Consider the following 17,021-nt stretch of genomic DNA (forward strand, 5'->3'; position numbering starts at 1 on the left):
GAGCAATTCCTCAGATCATGCCAACACCAGTCAACAAATCAAGGAAATTCCCGGTGACCATAACCATATTTATCCTGCTGCGCGCCCTGCCAGCTTGGCTCGCCTTGCCCCGCTCTGACCGCGACGACATTGCTGAAAAGGCCATGGCAAGCTCGGGCCTCGCGGCATGCGGCGCTCTTCGTTTGTATGATTGCGAAGCCTTCACTGCCCGGTGCAGCGACATGGCCGTGGTCGAAACCACGGATCTGCAAGGTTTCTACTTTGCGATGGAGCGCCTTCGAGACAGCCCGCTGTTCGCGGTGCCCTATTTTGAGCTGATCGACATCCTTCCAGGCATTGAAAACGGCTTTCGCCAGTTCGCGGAGGGCGGGAGGTAAGGCACGCAAACGCGTCGCCCAACCCGCAAATGAGCAATTACTCAGATCACGGCAGTTCGGCCGATGGAATAATCGGAAAGAATTCACCGTCGGACCACAGACCGAACCAATCCTCGTGATGCACGCCCAAATCGATCAGACGGTAAAAGCTTTTCCGGTCAATCAGCGCCTCAAGATCGGCACGGATATGGATATAGGGCGACGGCTCGCCGGTTCCGGGATCACGGTCAACCCGGATAGGATGGTCGGGACCGGCAAGCGCGTAATCGCCGACATGGGTCTCAAAGGTCAGGCGTTGCGCTTTGCCTTCGCCAGCAGCTTCAAAATCCACGGCGACGAAGGGCGCATCGTCGACGGTAATGCCAACCTTTTCAACCGGCGTCACAAGGAAATACTTGTCCCCGTCCTTCCGCAGAATGCTTGAAAAAAGTTTCACCAGTTCGAACCGGCCAATCGGCGTTCCCAGATAGAACCAAGTCCCGTCGCGCGCGATGCGCATGTCCAGATCACCGCAGAACGGCGGGTTCCATTTGTGCACAGGCGGCAGGCCCTTGCCTTTGGCCGAGCGGGCCGAGGCTGCAATGCCTTCGGCAGATGGGGTCACGACATTTTGTCCGCTCATAACTTTTGCCATTTCCTTCCCAAGAGATACACTCATACCCAAGTATATAGTCCAACTAGGAGAAATAACATGGCGCAGGCCGAAGATCTGGTCGCCGATATCGAGGCACTTGAGGTCCGTCTGGCTGAGGCCAAGCGTTCGATCACCAGCCGTTTTATCGGTCAGGAACGGGTGGTTGACCTGACTCTGTCGGCTTTACTGTGCGGCGGTCACGCGCTGTTGATCGGCCTTCCGGGGCTGGGAAAAACCCGTTTGGTCGAAACGCTGAGCACGGTCATGGGCCTCAATGGAAACCGCATTCAGTTCACGCCTGACCTGATGCCCGCCGATATTCTGGGCTCGGAAGTGCTCGAAACCGGGATGGACGGTTCGCGTGCCTTCAAATTCATCGAAGGCCCGATTTTTTGCCAGCTTCTGATGGCCGATGAGATCAACCGCGCCTCGCCGCGCACCCAGTCCGCTTTGCTGCAGGCGATGCAGGAAAAAGTCGTCACGGTCGCGGGCCAAACCCGCGTACTAGAGGCGCCGTTTCACGTTCTCGCAACGCAAAACCCGATTGAGCAGGAAGGCACCTACCCCCTGCCCGAAGCCCAGCTGGACCGCTTTTTGGTACAGATCGACGTACCCTACCCCGATCGCGGAACAGAAAAGGACATCCTGCTGGCGACGACCGGCGTCGAAGAGGCCGAGGCGCACGAGGTCTTTGACGGTGCCAGCCTGATCGCGGCGCAGCACCTTCTGCGGCGCATGCCGGTTGGGGATGCCGTGGTCGAAATGATCCTCGATCTGGTCCGCGCGTTCCGACCGGACGATCCCGCCGCACCTGACCGCGTCCGCGAGATGGTCGCCTGGGGTCCCGGTCCGCGTGCCGCGCAGGCGCTGATGATGACCGTTCGGGCGCGCGCGCTTTTGCAGGGACGTCTGGCACCTAGCCCCGAAGATGTTCTGGATATGGCCCGCCCGGTGCTTGTTCACAGAATGGCGCTGACCTTCTCGGCGCGGGCGCGCGGCGAGGATCTCGGCGCGCTGATTGACGAGATCGCGGGCAGCATGTCGCGGAGCGAGGCCGCCGCGTGACAGCCACCGTCACAACCCTTCGCCAGAATGCTCAGGAAGAGGCCAGCCGTTTTCCGGCATTGCTGGCCCGGGCCGAGCAATTGGCCGGAACCGTCCTGCTGGGCGAACATGGCCGTCGGCGTGCCGGGATGGGTGACGATTTCTGGCAATATCGCCCGCTGCGCCCCGGTGACAGCTATCGCCAGATCGACTGGCGGCGCTCGGGCCGTGGCGACGAGCAGTTCGTGCGCGAACGCGAATGGCAGATTGCGCAAAGTGTTCAGGTCTGGGTCGATCCCGGCGCCTCGATGCGCTTTTCCAGCAGCAAGGAGCTGCCTTCCAAAGCGGATCGCGCCCGGCTGATCGCTTTGGCTGCTTCGATCCTGCTGATCCGCGCCGGTGAGCGCGTTGGCTTGACCGGTTGGAGCCTGCCGCCGCGCCGCGGCGACATTCAGATCCTGCGTCTGGCCGAGGTGTTCAGCGCAGAAGGCCAGGATGACTATGCCGAACCCGAAGCTCGCGGCATCATCCCGCATTCGCGCGCTCTGTTCGTGTCGGATTTTCTGGGTGACATCACAGCGGTCGAGGCTGCGTTGACCAAGGCCGCCGACCGGGGTGTACGCGGACTGCTATTGCAGGTTCTGGACCCCAGCGAAGAAAGCTTTCCTTTCCACGGGCGCACGATATTTGAAAGCATGGGCGGTAGCCTGGCCTTTGAAACGCTCAAGGCCGGGGAGTTGCGCGAAAAGTATCTTGAGCGCCTTGCCGAACGCAAAGCCCGGTTGGAAGACCTCTGTCGCCTGACCGGCTGGCAATTCAGTTGCCATCACACAAACACCAGCGCGCAAGCGGCGCTGCTATGGCTGTATCGGGCCATGGACGGGGGCCACGGATGACTTTGTTTGGTGCACTTGGGTTTACCGCACCCTGGCTTTTGCTGGGCCTGTTGGCGCTGCCGATCCTATGGGTGATCCTGCGCGCCGTGCCCCCGGCCCCCATCCGGCGACTGTTTCCCGGCGTGGTCCTTTTGCTTGGCCTGAAAGACGAAGAGCAGGTGACCGACCGCACGCCGTGGTGGCTGTTGCTGCTGCGCATGTTGGCGGTCGCCGCCGTGATCATCGGCCTCTCTGGCCCCGTGCTGAACCCCGAGAACGAAGGCGAGGCCGCAGGTACCGGGCCGCTGCTTGTGGTGATGGACGCCAGCTGGGCCTCGGCCAATGACTGGCGCGCGCGCATGACCTCGCTTGAGGGGCTTCTTGCCAAAGCCGGGCGAGAGCAGCGCCCCGTGGCGCTGATGCGCCTGACCGATCCGCAGCCGGTCCAGTTCCTGTCTGCTGATGTGCTACGCAGCCGGTTGACCGGCATCCTGCCCGAACCGTGGGAGCCGGGGGCCGAACGCGTCGCCCAAGCCATCGAACTGCTGCCGGAGGAAGGATTTGACAGTTGGTGGATGTCTGACGGTCTGGCCCGTGACGGGCGCGAAGATCTGCTGAGCGCGCTTGAAGGCAAAGGTCGGGTCAGCGTCTTTGAAAGCCCCCGATCGCTTTACGCGCTGGAACCCCCGCGCTTTGCCGATGGCAACTTGCAGATGACCCTGCACCGTTTGCGCCCGGGCCCAGAGGTGCAGGTGACTTTGGCGGGCAATGGGCTGGACCCGGCTGGCAATCCTGCGGTGCTTGTCCGCTCACCCGTCACCTTTGCGGCAGATGCGCTGCTGGCCGAGACCGAGCTTGCCATCCCCGCCGAAATGCGCGCCCGCATCACCCGGTTCGAAATCGAAGGCAACCGCAGCGCCGGTGCCGTGACCTTGCCGGACGACAGCCTGCGGCGGCGCGAGATTGCCCTGATCGCCGGGCGCGAGGATCGCGAAGGGCTCGAACTGCTGTCGCCGCTGCATTACCTCCACAAGGCTCTGGCCCCCAGCGCGGACATTCTGGATGGTGCCCTGTCCGACATTCTGCCCGCCAATCCAGATGTGATCGTTCTGGCCGATGTGGCCACCCTGTCCGCCGCCGAGCAGGACGGTCTGGATGAATGGCTGAACAACGGCGGCATGCTGCTGCGCTTTGCCGGTCCGCGTCTGGCCGCCTCGGATGTCAGCCGCGACGCCGAAGACCCGCTGATGCCGGTACGTCTGCGCGCCGGAGGCCGCACCGTCGGCGGCGCCATGAGCTGGGGCGAACCCAAGACACTTGCCCCCTTCCCCGATGACAGCCCGTTTTTCGGCCTGGCCATTCCGGAGGACGTGACCGTAAATTCGCAGGTGATGGCGCAACCTGATCCCAATCTGGCGGATCGCGTGATCGCGCAACTGACGGACGGCACTCCGCTGGTCACGCGTAAACGCGTGGGGCAGGGCCAGATCGTGCTGTTCCACGTCACTGCCAACGCTGAATGGTCCAGCTTGCCGCTTTCGGGACTGTTCGTGCAGATGCTAGAACGATTGGCGGTATCGTCGTCCGCCGCTCAGCCCGAGGCCGAGGATTTGGAAGGCACCATCTGGCAGCCGATCCGGGTTCTCGATGCCTTTGGCGTACTGCGCGATGCGGGCACCCTGCCCGGTGTCGCGGGCGAAGATCTGGTGGCCGCGCGCCTTGGTCCCGATCTGCGCCCCGGTGTCTATCAGGGCGAAGATCGCAGTATTGCACGGAACGTCGTGACCGCCGAGACCGAGCTTGCGCCGGTTGTCTGGCCGGACCGCATTCCCGTTCAGGGTCTCAGCACGCCGCGCGAAACACCGCTGGCCGGTTGGCTGCTGGGCCTTGCGATCGCGCTGCTGCTTGCGGATGTGATCGCCTCGCTTGCACTGTCGGGACGACTGCGGGGGCCAAAGGCGACCCCGGTCATGGTGCTGCTGGCAGCACTGGCACTGAACCCGCAGGGCGCGAAGGCGCAGGATGACGATCGGGCGATCGCCGCCACCTCCGAAGTGGTTCTTGCCCATGTTCTAACCGGCGACACGCGGCTGGATGACCTTGCCGATGCGGGGCTCAAGGGGCTGTCGGATACGCTGTTCTTCCGCACCTCGATCGAGCCGGCCAATCCGATGGGCGTTGATCTGGAAACCGACGAACTGGCGTTTTTCCCACTGCTCTATTGGCCAATAACGCCCGACCAGCCAACGCCTTCCGATGCCGCTTATGCCAAGCTGAACGAATACCTGCGATCAGGCGGGATGATCCTGTTTGACACGCGCGATGCGGATATTGCGGGCTTTGGCGCCAATACACCCAACGGGCGCAAGTTGCAGGAACTGGCGCGCCCGCTGGACATTCCTCCGCTGGAGCCGATCCCCGAAGATCATGTCCTGACCCGCACCTTCTATCTGTTGCAGGACTTTCCAGGCCGCTATGTCGGCCGCGATGTCTGGGTCGAGGCAGCGCCGCCAGATGCCGAACTGATCGACGGAATGCCGTTCCGTAATTTGAACGACAATGTCACGCCTGTGGTGATCGGTGGCAACGATTGGGCTGCAGCATGGGCAGTGGATGCGCAGGGTGCCCCGCTGCTGCCGCTGGGCCGCGGCTATAGCGGCGAACGCCAGCGCGAAATCGCCAACCGCTTTGGCGTCAATCTGGTGATGCATGTGCTCACCGGGAACTACAAATCCGATCAGGTGCACGTGCCTGCTTTGCTCGACAGGTTGGGACAATGACCGGACAGATCGTATTTGACCCCCTCTTGCCGTGGTGGCTGGTGGCCAGCCTCGGTGCCCTGGCCCTTGGCGGCGCTCTGCTTGCGCTTTGGCGTGGGTTGTCCGGCTGGGCCTTGCGTCTTTTGGCGGGGGCTGTGCTGGTCGCTGCGCTATCGCAGCCGTCTTACCAGATCGAAAACCGCGCGCCGCTGGCCGATATCGTGTTGATGCTGGTCGATCAAAGCGCCTCGCAGCAACTGGCCGAACGGGCAGGTGTCACCGCAGACACCGCCGATCAGCTTGAGGCGCAGCTGAACGCCCGCCCCAATACCGAAGTCCGGCGCATTCCCGTGGGCGATGGTGAAGGCGATGCCGGAACCCAGCTTATGACAGCGCTTTCCACCGCCATGGCGGAAGAGCCGCGCGGGCGCATCGCCGGGGTCTTCCTGCTGTCCGACGGCCGTTTGCATGACCTCGAGCGCGCCCCCGATTTGCCCGCCCCGATGCACCTTCTTCTGACCGGGCGCAGCAGTGACTGGGACCGGCGGCTGATCGTTCGCAACGCGCCTGCCTTTGCCATCCTTGGCGAAGAGGTGGAGCTGACCCTGCGCGTCGAAGACGATGGCGCGACCCCGGGCGATCGGTCCACCCCGCTTCTGATTTCGGTCGACGGCGAGGATCCGCAGGAATTCAACGTTCCTATTGGCGAAGACCTCAACCTGCCCATAACCCTGCCGCACGGCGGGCTGAACGTGATCCAGTTCACCGTCCCCGAAGCTTCGGGCGAATTGACCGACCGAAACAACACCGCGCTTGTGCAGATCAACGGGGTGCGCGACCGTCTGCGCGTGCTTCTGGTCAGCGGCGAGCCGCATCCAGGGGGGCGCACATGGCGCAACCTGCTGAAATCCGACAGCAGCGTCGATCTGGTGCATTTCACCATTCTGCGCCCGCCGGAAAAGCAGGATGGCGTGCCCGTGAACGAGCTGTCCCTGATCGCTTTCCCAACGCGCGAGCTGTTCCTTGAAAAGATCGACGATTTTGATCTGATCATCTTTGACCGCTACAAACGGCGCGGAATTCTGCCCTCGATCTATCTGGACAACATCCGCAACTATGTCGAAACCGGCGGCGCCGTTCTGGTTGCTGCAGGGCCGGATTTTGCCAGCGCGGATTCCATCTATCGCTCACCCCTTGCCGAGGTTTTGCCAGCTGAGCCAACCGCCCGCGTGGTCGAACAGGGCTATCGCCCCAAGGTGACGGATCTGGGCGAAAGGCACCCGGTGACCGCTGGCCTGCAAGGCGCCGACACATGGGGCCGCTGGATGCGCCAGATCGAACTTCGCCCCGATCGCGGCGAGGTCGTCATGTCCGGAGCTGATGACCGCCCGCTTCTGATCCTCGACCGCGTAGGCGAGGGGCGCGTGGCGCTCTTGGCCTCGGATCATGCCTGGCTGTGGTCGCGCGGCTTTGAGGGCGGCGGGCCGCAACTGGAACTTCTGCGCCGGCTGGCGCACTGGATGATGAAGGAACCCGAACTGGAGGAAGAGGCGCTTTGGGCCGAGGCCACGGGCCAGACCATGCGCATCATACGCCGCTCTCTGTCGGACGACGTGGGCGCCGTGACCATCACCCATCCCGATGGCACGACCGACGAGGTGCCGCTGTCCGAAGTCAGCCCGGGCCGTTTCGAAGCGCTGTTTCAAGGGCCTGAAATCGGCCTCTACCGTCTGGAAGAAGGCGACCAAAGCGCCGTGATCGGTCTTGGCCCCGCCGCGCCGCGCGAGTTTGAGCAAACCATCGCAAGCGGAGAGGCGCTGAAACCGTTGATCGACAACCTGCGCGGCGGCATTCCGCGGATAGAAGAGGGTCTGCCGCAAATCCGCAATGTCCGCGAAGGCCGCCCCGCTGCAGGACGCGGCTGGATCGGGATCACCCCGCGCGCGGCCTATGAAACGCTGGACGTCCGCCAATCACCGCTGCTGCCCGCGTGGCTGGTGTTGATCCTTGCCTCGGCTCTGATTGTCGGCGCTTGGCTGCGCGAAGGGCGGAACTGAGACAAGAATTTTGCAGAAAATTCTTTTCGATCCCAAGGAATGGCCAAGCCAGCGCGTCTGATCCAATGTGATGCGCATGAAAGCCAGTGATGAGGACCTTGCCCGCGCCGCCGCAGATGGCGACCGCACGGCCTTTGCCCTGCTGATAAGCAGGGTGCATGACCGTGTCTTTGCGTTGGCCTTTCGCCTGACCGGAAGCCGCGCCGATGCCGAGGATCTGACTCAGGATATCTGTGCCGCCCTGCCCGCCAAGCTACGCAGCTTTCGCGGCGAGGCACGGCTGACCACTTGGCTGTATCGCATCACGGTGAACGCCTCGCGCGACCGGTTTCGCAGACTGGCCACACATACCCGCGCCGCCGAAGGTTGGGGCGATTGGGAAATCAGTCGCAGGGCCGCAGATGCCGAGACCGCCGAGCGAATGGATTGGCTGCGGCTGGCAATGGACGCGCTGACCCCGCCCGAGTTGCGTGAAACGCTGGTTCTGGTGCTCGAAGGGTTAAGCCATGCCGAGGTGGCAAGCATCCTTGGCGTTTCGGAAGGCACCATAAGCTGGCGCATCTCCGAGGCGAAAAAGAAACTGAAACAGATGAAGGAGGCCGAGGCATGAGCGACGATCTGGACGATCTCAAACGCGCATTGGACGCGGCCACGCCTGCGCCTGACCCGGACAAGCGCGCGGAGAATATCGCACTCGCGATGAAAAATTTTGACGCGCTCCAAGGAAACGGAGTCGCGGCGCGTCACACCTCTGACCGCCCCAAAGAGGGGCCTGTCAAAGGAGTGATGAAAATGCTGACCAAAACCCTGTCCTCGCGCGGCGTTCTGACCGCGACCACGGCCCTTGTGGCCGTCGCCATGGTGGCCCTGATCCCGGTCTTGCAGGATATGCCCGGCCCGAAAGGCCCCGGCTTGACCGTGACTGAAAGCGACGCGGTGCATGAAACCGGTAGCAAGGGCGCTTTGGAGCCTGTGATCCTGCCCGACGCGGCAACCGAAGAAGCACCCGAAGACGAGGCCGTCATCGTCTTTGATGACGCGGCCGCATCCAATATCGCCCCGGCACCGAGCGTACAATCGCGAGCAGCAGCACCAGCGGCGGGCGGCGCATTCATGAAGGCCGAGGGCCCGATCACCCTGCCCGCGCCGCCCCCTTCAGACAGCATCATCGCGCCCGAAGCCGATACCGAGGCCTTTCCGCAGGCCGAAGCGAACCCGATCAAGGTTACTGCAGAAGACCCGGTTTCGACCTTTTCGATCGATGTCGACACGGCCTCCTGGTCGATCATCCGCAATTCGCTGACTGCCGGGTATCTGCCGCCGAAAGAAGCCGTGCGGATCGAGGAGATGGTCAACTATTTCCCCTATGATTACCCCGCGCCCGAAGGCGACGCGCCTTTCCGCGCCAGCGTTGGCGTCAGCGACAGCCCATGGCGTGCAGGCACGCAAATCGTGCACATCGGGTTGCAGGGCGCCCTGCCCGCCACGCGCCCGGCGATGAACCTCGTCTTCCTGATCGACACCAGCGGCAGCATGGATCAACCCAACAAACTGCCGCTTTTGAAGCAGTCTTTCCGGCTGATGCTTGGCCAACTTGGCGCCGAAGACTCGGTCTCGATTGTCACTTACGCTGGCAGCGCTGGCCGGGTACTGGACCCGACCCCCGCCACGGAGCGCGACACCATCCTTGCCGCGCTTGATAATCTGCAAGCCGGTGGCGGAACCGCCGGCCAGGCTGGTCTGCAACAGGCCTATGACACCGCCAAGGAAATGACCGAAGACGGCGAGGTGTCCCGCGTGATCCTTGCCACGGATGGCGATTTCAACATCGGGATCAGCGATCCGGACGCTCTGAAAGATTTTATCGCCACGCAGCGTGACAGCGGCACTTACCTGAGCGTTCTGGGCTTTGGCCGCGGCAATCTGGACGATGCCACGATGCAAGCGCTTGCACAGACGGGCAACGGCATGGCGGCCTATATCGACACCCTGTCCGAAGCGCAAAAGGTGCTGGTGGACCAGTTGACCGGCGCCTTGGTGCCAATCGCCGATGACGTCAAGATTCAGGTCGAATTCAACCCAAGCACCGTCGCCGAGTACCGGCTGATTGGCTATGAGACCCGGGCGCTGCGCCGCGAGGATTTCAACAACGACAAGGTGGACGCGGGCGAGATTGGCGCAGGCCATCAAGTGACCGCGATTTACGAAATCACGCCCGTCGGCTCGGACGCGCGCATGACCGATCCGCTCCGCTATGGCGCGCAGACGGTGACAAGCGACAGCACTGAACTTGGTTTCTTGCGCCTGCGCTACAAGGCGCCGGGGGCCGATGACAGCCAGTTGATCGAAACCCCGATCACCAAGGGCACAGCACCGCTGCCCGACGCGGATTTCGCCTTGGCTGTGGCGGGCTTTGGGCAATTGTTGCAGGGCTCAGACCTGCTGGGCAATTTCGGCTATGATGAAGCCATTGCCTTGGCGCAAAGCGCGCGTGGCGATGACCCCTATGGCTATCGCCAAGAGGCCGTGACCCTGATGCGGCTGGCACAAAGCCTGTCCAAATAACGGATGCGCCCCGGGCATGTCCCGGGGCCACGCCCCCCCGTTTCGACAGGGGCGGGTTACTTTCAAAGCCTTGTTACCAAACCATCATGCCCCTGTTACAACTCATCGGCACTCCGGCGCGGATACGTTATGACAGGGGGATCCCATGACCCGTATGCTTTGCCTGACCAGCGCCCTTGCGCTGATCGCCGGCGCCGCCAGCGCCGAAATGAATTTCAACCGCATTGCCAGCTTTGCCACGCCGCACAATATGGCCGATGGCGAAGACCGGGCCCGCGAAAGCAGCGCCGAGATTATTGCCGCCAGCGAGGACGGCATGACGCTGATCTATACCGATAGCCCGCTGGGTGTGGTGGGGCGCGTCGACATCACCGACCCGCGCGCGCCGAAACCACTGGGCAACACCGATATGGGAGGCGAGCCGACCTCGGTCACGGTGATCGGCAACACTGGTTACGTCGCGGTGAACACTTCGGAAAGCTACACCAATCCGGGCGGCAAACTGGTCGCGCTTGATCTGGCCTCGGGCGAAATTACCGCAACCTGCGATCTGGGCGGCCAGCCCGACAGCACCGCGCATGACGACGCCGGAACGTTCATCGTCGTCGCCATCGAGAACGAGCGCGACGAGGATGCAGGCGATGGCCGCGTCGGCCAGATGCCCGCCGGTTGGGTATCGAAAGTGACGATCACGGATGGCCAGCCCGACTGCGCCTCGATCCAGAAGATCGACATGACCGGTCTTGCGCAAATCGCCCCCGAAGACCCGGAACCCGAGTTCGTAGACGTCAACGGTTTGGGCGAGATCGTTCTGACCATGCAGGAAAACAATGAAATGGTGGTGATCGGGGCCGATGGTGCCGTGATAAACCATTTCTCGGCCGGTGCCGTGGACCTGACGCGGATCGATACCGAGGACGACCGCGCCTCGCTGGAATTCACCGGCGCGCAGATGGGCCGCCTGCGCGAACCTGACGGCGTGCAATGGTTGGACGACACGCATTTCATGATCGCCAACGAGGGCGATATGGATGGTGGATCGCGCTCGATCACCGTTTTTGTCAAGGACGGGACCGAGGTTTTCGAATCCGGCTCGGATTTCGAAACCGCGATCATTCAGGCCGGGCATTACCCGGACAAACGGTCGGACGCCAAGGGAGTCGAGCCCGAGGGCATGGAGTTCGCCAGCTTTGGCGGGACACCCTACGCCTTTGTGCTGGGCGAACGTTCCTCAACCGTCAGCGTCTACGACGTGACCGACCCGGCCAACCCGGCCTTCAAACAGGTTCTGCCGTCGGGCATCGCGCCGGAAGGGATCATCGCGATCCCGGACCGCAACCTGTTCGTCACCGCCAACGAAAAAGACCTTGGCCCAGAAGGCGGCGTGCGGGCTCATGTGATGATCTACGAATATCAGGACACGCCGGCGACCTATCCGCAGATCACCTCGGCGGGCGCTGACACGCTGATCGGCTGGGGTGCCAATTCCGGCATGGTCGCTGGCAAAGATGGCGTGGTCTATTTCGTCAATGACAGCTTTTACGCCTTTCAACCGACGATCTTCACCGTTGACACAAATCAGACCCCGGCGCGGATCATCAAAGCATTGCCAGTGACGCGCAACGGCCAGGCTGCACAAAAGCTGGACATGGAGGGGATCACCCTCGATGGCGACGGCGGGTTCTGGATCGCCTCCGAAGGCCGGACGGACCGCCTTGTTCCGCATGCGCTGTACCACGTCAACGCCAAGGGCGAGATCAAAGAAGAGATCGGCCTGCCATCCGAGTTGATGGCGGTCGAAAAGCGCTTTGGCTTTGAAGGCATCACCAAGGTTGGCGACACCCTTTGGATGGCCATTCAGCGAGAATGGAAAGACGATCCCAAGGATCACGTCAAACTGCTGTCCTATAACCTTGAAACCAAGGAATGGGGCGCGGTGCTGTATCCCAAGGCGGCGCCCGATACCGGCTGGGTTGGCCTGTCCGAGATCGTGGCACATGGTGACTGGTTCTATGTCATCGAGCGCGACAACCAGATCGGCGAAGCAGCCAAAATCAAGAAGATCTATCGCATCCCAGCAGCTGATATGCGGCCCGCGCCGCTGGGCGGCGATCTGCCCGTTGTCAGCAAAGAAGAGGTCCGCGACCTGATCCCCGACCTTCAGTCTTTTGGCGGCTATGTGGTCGACAAGGTCGAGGGGTTGGCGATTTTTGAGGACGGCAGCGCGTGGGTCAGCACCGACAATGACGGCGTCGATGACAGCTCGGGCGAGACCTTCTTCTGGAGCCTCGGCAAGCTTTAAACACCTCCAATAGCTCAATAAATCAACCCCGCGTCCTTCGGCGTGGGGTTTTTCGCGTCGTTTTGCCTGTGCAATTTCATGCATCTACGACCACGATAACCTTGATCGAATAATCGAATTCCGTGAACCTTGGCCCATTGGTGCAACATATTGCATAGTCAACGCGCATGCCAAAGGAGGAGGGTCTTTGGCAAAGCGTCAGGACCAGGGAGGAAACCTATGTTTCGCAATCATCCGAGCCCGCTTTCTGCGGGGGATATCGTCAACGCTTTGGAAGCAGCCCTTTATCGCGGCAAGATCGGCAGACGGCGGTTCATGCAGCTTGCCTTGGCTGCCGGGGCCTCGCTCAGTGCCGTGCGCGCCATGGCGCAAGACGGCGGTGATGCCGCGATCACCCAGCTGTACAACGCGCGGGCGCTGCAGGCGTCCTATGACTATGTGGTGGTTGGGTCTGGCACCGGCGGCGCAACGGTGGCCGGGCGGCTGGCCGAAACCGGCGCTTCGGTTCTGGTGCTGGAGGCTGGCGGGACAGATCAACTTGAAGCCGTTCTGAACCCGGCAATGTGGCCCACCAACCTACGCTCTGAGCGGGACTGGGGCCATACCGCTGATGCGGCTGACAGCGTGAACGGCCGCCAGATCATCCTGCCGATGGGTAAGGTTGTGGGCGGCGGATCGTCGATCAATGTGCAGATCTGGGCGCGCGGCCACAAGAACGACTTTGACATGTGGGCCGACGAAGCCGGTGATGCGGCATGGAACTACGACAGCGTTCTGGAAATCTACAAACGCATCGAGGATTGGCAGGGTGTCGAAGACCCTGCGCGGCGCGGCAAGGGCGGCAAGGTCTGGGTCGAGCAAGTCCAAGACCCCTGCCCAATCGCCCCCGCCATGCTCACCGCCTGCGAAAGCGTCGGCATCCCGGCCTATGCCGACATGAACGGCGAGATGATGGAGAAAGAGGGCGGCGCGGCGCTGGCAAACGTCCGAATCAAGAACGGGCGGCGGGTGAACATCCCGCAAAGCTATCTGTACCCGGTTCTCAAGCAGGGCAACGTGACGTTGCTGACCGGGGCCGAAACGACCAGCCTGATCATGGACGGCACCAAGGTCACTGGTGTGAACTTTGTCAAAGACGGGCAGATGAAGTCCGTCGCTGCCTCGTCCCGCGTGGTGCTGTCCGCGGGGGCGATCAACACGCCAAAGATCCTGATGCTGTCGGGGATCGGTCCCAAGGCCGAACTGGACCGGATCGACGTGCCAACCATCGTGGATCTGCCCGGTGTCGGTCAGAACTTTCAAGACCACGTTCTCGTCGCGGGTTGCATCTGGGAATACAACGAACCACAGGCGCCCAAGAACTCGCTCGCCGAGGCAACCTTTTTCTGGAAGAGCGACTCGGCGCTGGATGGGCCGGACATGCAGCCTTTCCAGATCGAAGTGCCCTATGCGACCGAGGTCACCGGGCCGGAATATGGCCCGCCCGCGGGGGCTTGGACGATCTCTCCGGGGCTTGTGCGACCCAAAAGCCGGGGGCGCGTCTATCTGGACAGCAGCGATCCCATGGCACAGGCCAAGGTCGATGCAAAGTTCCTGTCCCATCCCGACGATCTGACAGCCGTGGTGCGGTCGATCGAGCTGTGCCGCGAGATCGGCAATTCGGAGGCGATGAAGGATTTCGTCAAACGCGAGGTCATGCCGGGCCCCCTTTCGCCCGAAGCCATGCAGAACTTCGCGAAGAACGCTGCGGGAACCTATTTCCACGAAAGCTGTACCTGCAAGATGGGCCGGGACGAGATGTCCGTCGTGGATGCCAACCTGTCAGTCTATGGGGTCGAGGGGCTGACCATCGCCGATGCCTCGATCATGCCGCGCGTCTCGACCGGCAACACCATGGCGCCAACCGTGATCATCGGCGAACGGGCGGGGGATATCCTTACAGCATAAGACGAATGGCGGGGGCGGTCGTTGCTGCCCCCGTTACCCTCGGATCAGGTTGGGCAGCATTTCGGCCAACAGATCCCAGACGATCCGAACCTTTGGGCTGGTGCGCAATTCGCGGTGTGCGACCAGCCAGACTGGATAGGCGATCAGCACCTCCGGCAGTACGCGGCGCAGGTCCCTGTCAGCATCGCCAAGCCCGCAGGGGCCAACCCCGATGCCCAGCCCGGCGCGCGCCATTTCCCAATGAACCATGTGGTTTGTGGCCGTCACCGAAAAATTCTTTTCGGTCACCGGGATACCGCGCTTGTTCAGGGCCTGGATAAAGCTGGCGTTGTCTTCGAGGCCAATAAATTCGGCCTCCACCAGATCATCCGGCTGACTGACAGGGCCAAGTCTGTCCAGATAAGCGGGCGTGGCATAAAAGCTGCCCCGATCTTCAGCCACCAATTTGCCGATCAGGTCGGGCTGGTCCGGGCGCGCGTTGCGAATGGCGATGTCGGCCTCGCGGCGTTTGAGATCGCGGATGGCGTTCGAAGCGACCACCTCAACCTTTATCCCCGGCGCGATATCGCGCAGGCGGCGCAGGACGGGCGGCAACAGCCACATGGAATAGATTTCCGAGGCGGTGACGGCGACATGCCCCTCGACCTCTTGCGCCTGTCCAGACGCCGCGAGCGAGACGGCAGCGGCAGCTTCGCCCATGGCCCGGACATGGTCCATCAGTTGCGTGCCTGCCTTGGTCAGAACCAGCCCGCGACCGACACGTTCGAACAGCATGACGCCAAGCTCTTCCTCCAACGCGGTGACCTGACGACCCAAGGTTGGCTGGGTCATCCCCAAAGCCCGCGCCGCCGCCGAAAGGGACCCCTCTTCGGCGGTGACAAGAAACGCCCTCGCGCGGTTCCAATCGAAGGTGACTGAACGCCAATCCATACGACATTGCATGGATTGGTGGGAGTTTTGTCAATGTCTTTTCAGAATCAAAGGGGCCACAGCGACAGCCGAGCAGAATTTCCGCCAAGATTGACAGCAGACGCAAAAAGGCCCCGGGCGGGAGGACCCGGGGCCTTCGGTGCCCGCAAATAAGGCTTAGTTGACAGTTTTCGCGTCAACCACGTCTTTTTCCACCGAGACGGTCGGCGTGGCGATTTCGATCTGGCGCGGCTTCAAGGCCTCGGGGATTTCCCGTTTCAGGTCGATGTGCAGCATGCCGTCCTCGTGGGTGGCCCCCATGACGCGGACATGATCGGCCAAGTGGAAACGACGCTCGAAGGCGCGGGTGGCGATGCCGCGATGCAGGAAGGTCTTGCCTTCGTCTTCCTCGGCTTTGCGTGCCGAGACGACAAGCGCCTGTTCCTTCACCTCGACCGAAAGGTCGCGATCCGAGAAGCCTGCGACGGCAATCGAAATACGATAGGCGTCGTCGGCGGTTTTCTCGATGTTGTAAGGCGGATAGGTTTGCTGGCTGACATCGCTGGACAGGACACGGTCCATCATGTCTGCGATCTGGTCAAAGCCAACGGTTGCCCGGTACAGCGGGGCGAAATCAAAGTGTCGCATGGGAATCCTCCATTTGAGCGAAACCAATTTTGCGGCGCCCTCCCATCAGGGACAGACGTCAGAGTTGTACCAGAGCCCGATCATCGGCACCCCGGTGCCATTCAAATGGGGAGGAAAATTTGCCGTTTCAACCCCCGCCGGGTGTCACGAAACGTGCGCCGATATTGTTGCGCTCTCCGACGCCGACACGGCGGGCACCCTTGGTCACAATCGGACGGGCCGCATCGGATCGCAATCGCGCCATGAGCGCCTGAACCTGATCCGGCAGGGTCATGCCCAAGGCGACTTTGCTGCCACCCTCCAGACTTCCCATCGCCGAGATCACCGACAGGATGCGCAGTCGTCCGTCTTCACGCACAAAGACCGGTGCGCCGCTGGATCCAAAGGTCACGTCACAGTCGAAAGTCAGAATACCGTCGCGATAGTGCCCGGTGAGGGCGCAGCTTGCCTCCCGCGAGAGGACTTCGGCGCGTCCCTGCCCGTAGGAGACAACGCTGACCGCGCTGCCCTGCGCTGGAGCGCTGGCGACCCTGAAGGGATTGGCCTCGGCGGCGTGGATGGCGCGGTCAAGCCGCAAAAGCGCCACGTCGCGTGGCACCATCGAGGCATCGTGCGACCATGTGGCCGCCCTTTGGTAACCATCAGGCACAACCCATTTCACCACACGGCGATCTGCGATGGACTGGCCGCGATGATACCCCGCACGAAAGCGGATACGCTCGGCCGCAAGCGGTTGGCCGTTTTGGTCAAAGACACAATGCGCAGCCGTCAGAACGATATCGCGGGCAATCAAGGTTGCGGTGCAAAATCCGCCGCCCGAGTCAAGACGGCCCACAGCCTCCCATCCCAGCAACTCGCCGCGCCGGTCCATCACATCAAAGTTGGCCTGTTGCGCAGAGGCCAT

Annotated in this window: 13 protein-coding genes; 9 read left to right on the forward strand and 4 right to left on the reverse strand. The window is 62.3% G+C overall.

Annotated features, from left to right (window positions below; genetic code table 11):
* Window positions 1–53: 53 nt before the first annotated feature.
* On the forward strand, window positions 54–377 hold the full coding sequence (locus ACOYQJ_RS07315; RefSeq protein WP_422905361.1) for a darcynin family protein: 324 nt from the start codon (window positions 54–56) through the stop codon (window positions 375–377).
* Window positions 378–423: 46 nt separating this feature from the next.
* On the opposite strand, the gene ACOYQJ_RS07320 is transcribed toward ACOYQJ_RS07315, so the two are convergent.
* Window positions 424–999 carry a DUF1285 domain-containing protein gene (locus tag ACOYQJ_RS07320; protein ID WP_422905362.1) on the reverse strand — a complete coding sequence of 192 codons (576 nt, stop codon included), beginning with the start codon at window positions 997–999 and terminating at the stop codon, window positions 424–426.
* Between the two features lie 69 nt (window positions 1,000–1,068).
* Here ACOYQJ_RS07320 and ACOYQJ_RS07325 point away from each other — a divergent pair, with 69 nt between their 5' ends.
* The 8 genes from ACOYQJ_RS07325 (at window position 1,069) to ACOYQJ_RS07360 (ending at window position 14,560) form a co-directional block, all read left to right on the forward strand.
* Window positions 1,069–2,076 carry an AAA family ATPase gene (locus tag ACOYQJ_RS07325; protein WP_422905363.1) on the forward strand — a complete coding sequence of 336 codons (1,008 nt, stop codon included), beginning with the start codon at window positions 1,069–1,071 and terminating at the stop codon, window positions 2,074–2,076.
* Complete coding sequence (locus tag ACOYQJ_RS07330) at window positions 2,073–2,951, forward strand: DUF58 domain-containing protein (RefSeq protein WP_422905364.1); 879 nt, start codon at window positions 2,073–2,075, stop codon at window positions 2,949–2,951. Before ACOYQJ_RS07325 ends, ACOYQJ_RS07330 begins: the two co-directional genes overlap by 4 nt.
* Window positions 2,948–5,710, forward strand: a complete 2,763-nt coding sequence (locus tag ACOYQJ_RS07335) for a DUF4159 domain-containing protein (protein ID WP_422905365.1) — start codon at window positions 2,948–2,950, stop codon at window positions 5,708–5,710. The genes ACOYQJ_RS07330 and ACOYQJ_RS07335 overlap by 4 nt, the downstream gene beginning before the upstream one ends.
* The gene (locus tag ACOYQJ_RS07340; RefSeq protein WP_422905366.1) at window positions 5,707–7,746 is read left to right on the forward strand and encodes a glutamine amidotransferase; all 2,040 of its coding nucleotides are present in this window, start codon (window positions 5,707–5,709) and stop codon (window positions 7,744–7,746) included. The genes ACOYQJ_RS07335 and ACOYQJ_RS07340 overlap by 4 nt, the downstream gene beginning before the upstream one ends.
* Before the next feature lie 76 nt (window positions 7,747–7,822).
* Window positions 7,823–8,356 (forward strand): RNA polymerase sigma factor, encoded by a 534-nt coding sequence (locus tag ACOYQJ_RS07345; RefSeq protein ID WP_422905367.1) that lies wholly within the window; start codon window positions 7,823–7,825, stop codon window positions 8,354–8,356.
* Entirely contained in the window at window positions 8,353–10,311 is a 1,959-nt protein-coding gene (locus tag ACOYQJ_RS07350; RefSeq protein ID WP_422905368.1) for a vWA domain-containing protein, read from the forward strand. The genes ACOYQJ_RS07345 and ACOYQJ_RS07350 overlap by 4 nt, the downstream gene beginning before the upstream one ends.
* Before the next feature lie 145 nt (window positions 10,312–10,456).
* Window positions 10,457–12,613: an esterase-like activity of phytase family protein gene (locus ACOYQJ_RS07355; RefSeq protein ID WP_422905369.1), complete on the forward strand. Its 2,157-nt coding sequence runs from the start codon at window positions 10,457–10,459 to the stop codon at window positions 12,611–12,613.
* A gap of 219 nt (window positions 12,614–12,832) precedes the next feature.
* On the forward strand, window positions 12,833–14,560 hold the full coding sequence (locus ACOYQJ_RS07360) for a GMC family oxidoreductase (RefSeq protein ID WP_422905370.1): 1,728 nt from the start codon (window positions 12,833–12,835) through the stop codon (window positions 14,558–14,560).
* Between the two features lie 33 nt (window positions 14,561–14,593).
* Here ACOYQJ_RS07360 and ACOYQJ_RS07365 read toward each other — a convergent pair whose 3' ends face one another.
* The 3 genes from ACOYQJ_RS07365 to ACOYQJ_RS07375 all read right to left on the reverse strand — a co-directional run bounded on the left by ACOYQJ_RS07365 (window position 14,594) and on the right by ACOYQJ_RS07375 (window position 17,021).
* Window positions 14,594–15,490: a LysR family transcriptional regulator gene (locus ACOYQJ_RS07365; RefSeq protein ID WP_422905371.1), complete on the reverse strand. Its 897-nt coding sequence runs from the start codon at window positions 15,488–15,490 to the stop codon at window positions 14,594–14,596.
* Between the two features lie 156 nt (window positions 15,491–15,646).
* Window positions 15,647–16,117 (reverse strand): Hsp20 family protein, encoded by a 471-nt coding sequence (locus ACOYQJ_RS07370; protein ID WP_422905372.1) that lies wholly within the window; start codon window positions 16,115–16,117, stop codon window positions 15,647–15,649.
* Window positions 16,118–16,244: 127 nt separating this feature from the next.
* On the reverse strand, window positions 16,245–17,021 hold the full coding sequence (locus tag ACOYQJ_RS07375) for a trypsin-like serine peptidase (RefSeq protein ID WP_422905373.1): 777 nt from the start codon (window positions 17,019–17,021) through the stop codon (window positions 16,245–16,247).

Source organism: Pacificoceanicola algae, from assembly GCF_049341065.1.
Taxonomy (GTDB): Bacteria; Pseudomonadota; Alphaproteobacteria; order Rhodobacterales; family Rhodobacteraceae; genus Pacificoceanicola.

What these genes read in the sequence shown, in the direction of transcription:
- ACOYQJ_RS07355 (WP_422905369.1), top strand. Translation starts at nt 10,457, where the DNA reads ATGACCCGTATGCTTTGCCTGACCAGCGCCCTTGCGCTGATCGCCGGC.
- ACOYQJ_RS07345 (WP_422905367.1), top strand. Translation starts at nt 7,823, where the DNA reads ATGAAAGCCAGTGATGAGGACCTTGCCCGCGCCGCCGCAGATGGCGAC.
- ACOYQJ_RS07325 (WP_422905363.1), top strand. Translation starts at nt 1,069, where the DNA reads ATGGCGCAGGCCGAAGATCTGGTCGCCGATATCGAGGCACTTGAGGTC.
- ACOYQJ_RS07370 (WP_422905372.1), bottom strand. Translation starts at nt 16,117, where the DNA reads ATGCGACACTTTGATTTCGCCCCGCTGTACCGGGCAACCGTTGGCTTT.
- ACOYQJ_RS07340 (WP_422905366.1), top strand. Translation starts at nt 5,707, where the DNA reads ATGACCGGACAGATCGTATTTGACCCCCTCTTGCCGTGGTGGCTGGTG.
- ACOYQJ_RS07375 (WP_422905373.1), bottom strand. Translation starts at nt 17,021, where the DNA reads ATGGCCTCTGCGCAACAGGCCAACTTTGATGTGATGGACCGGCGCGGC.
- ACOYQJ_RS07350 (WP_422905368.1), top strand. Translation starts at nt 8,353, where the DNA reads ATGAGCGACGATCTGGACGATCTCAAACGCGCATTGGACGCGGCCACG.
- ACOYQJ_RS07335 (WP_422905365.1), top strand. Translation starts at nt 2,948, where the DNA reads ATGACTTTGTTTGGTGCACTTGGGTTTACCGCACCCTGGCTTTTGCTG.
- ACOYQJ_RS07360 (WP_422905370.1), top strand. Translation starts at nt 12,833, where the DNA reads ATGTTTCGCAATCATCCGAGCCCGCTTTCTGCGGGGGATATCGTCAAC.
- ACOYQJ_RS07320 (WP_422905362.1), bottom strand. Translation starts at nt 999, where the DNA reads ATGAGCGGACAAAATGTCGTGACCCCATCTGCCGAAGGCATTGCAGCC.
- ACOYQJ_RS07365 (WP_422905371.1), bottom strand. Translation starts at nt 15,490, where the DNA reads ATGGATTGGCGTTCAGTCACCTTCGATTGGAACCGCGCGAGGGCGTTT.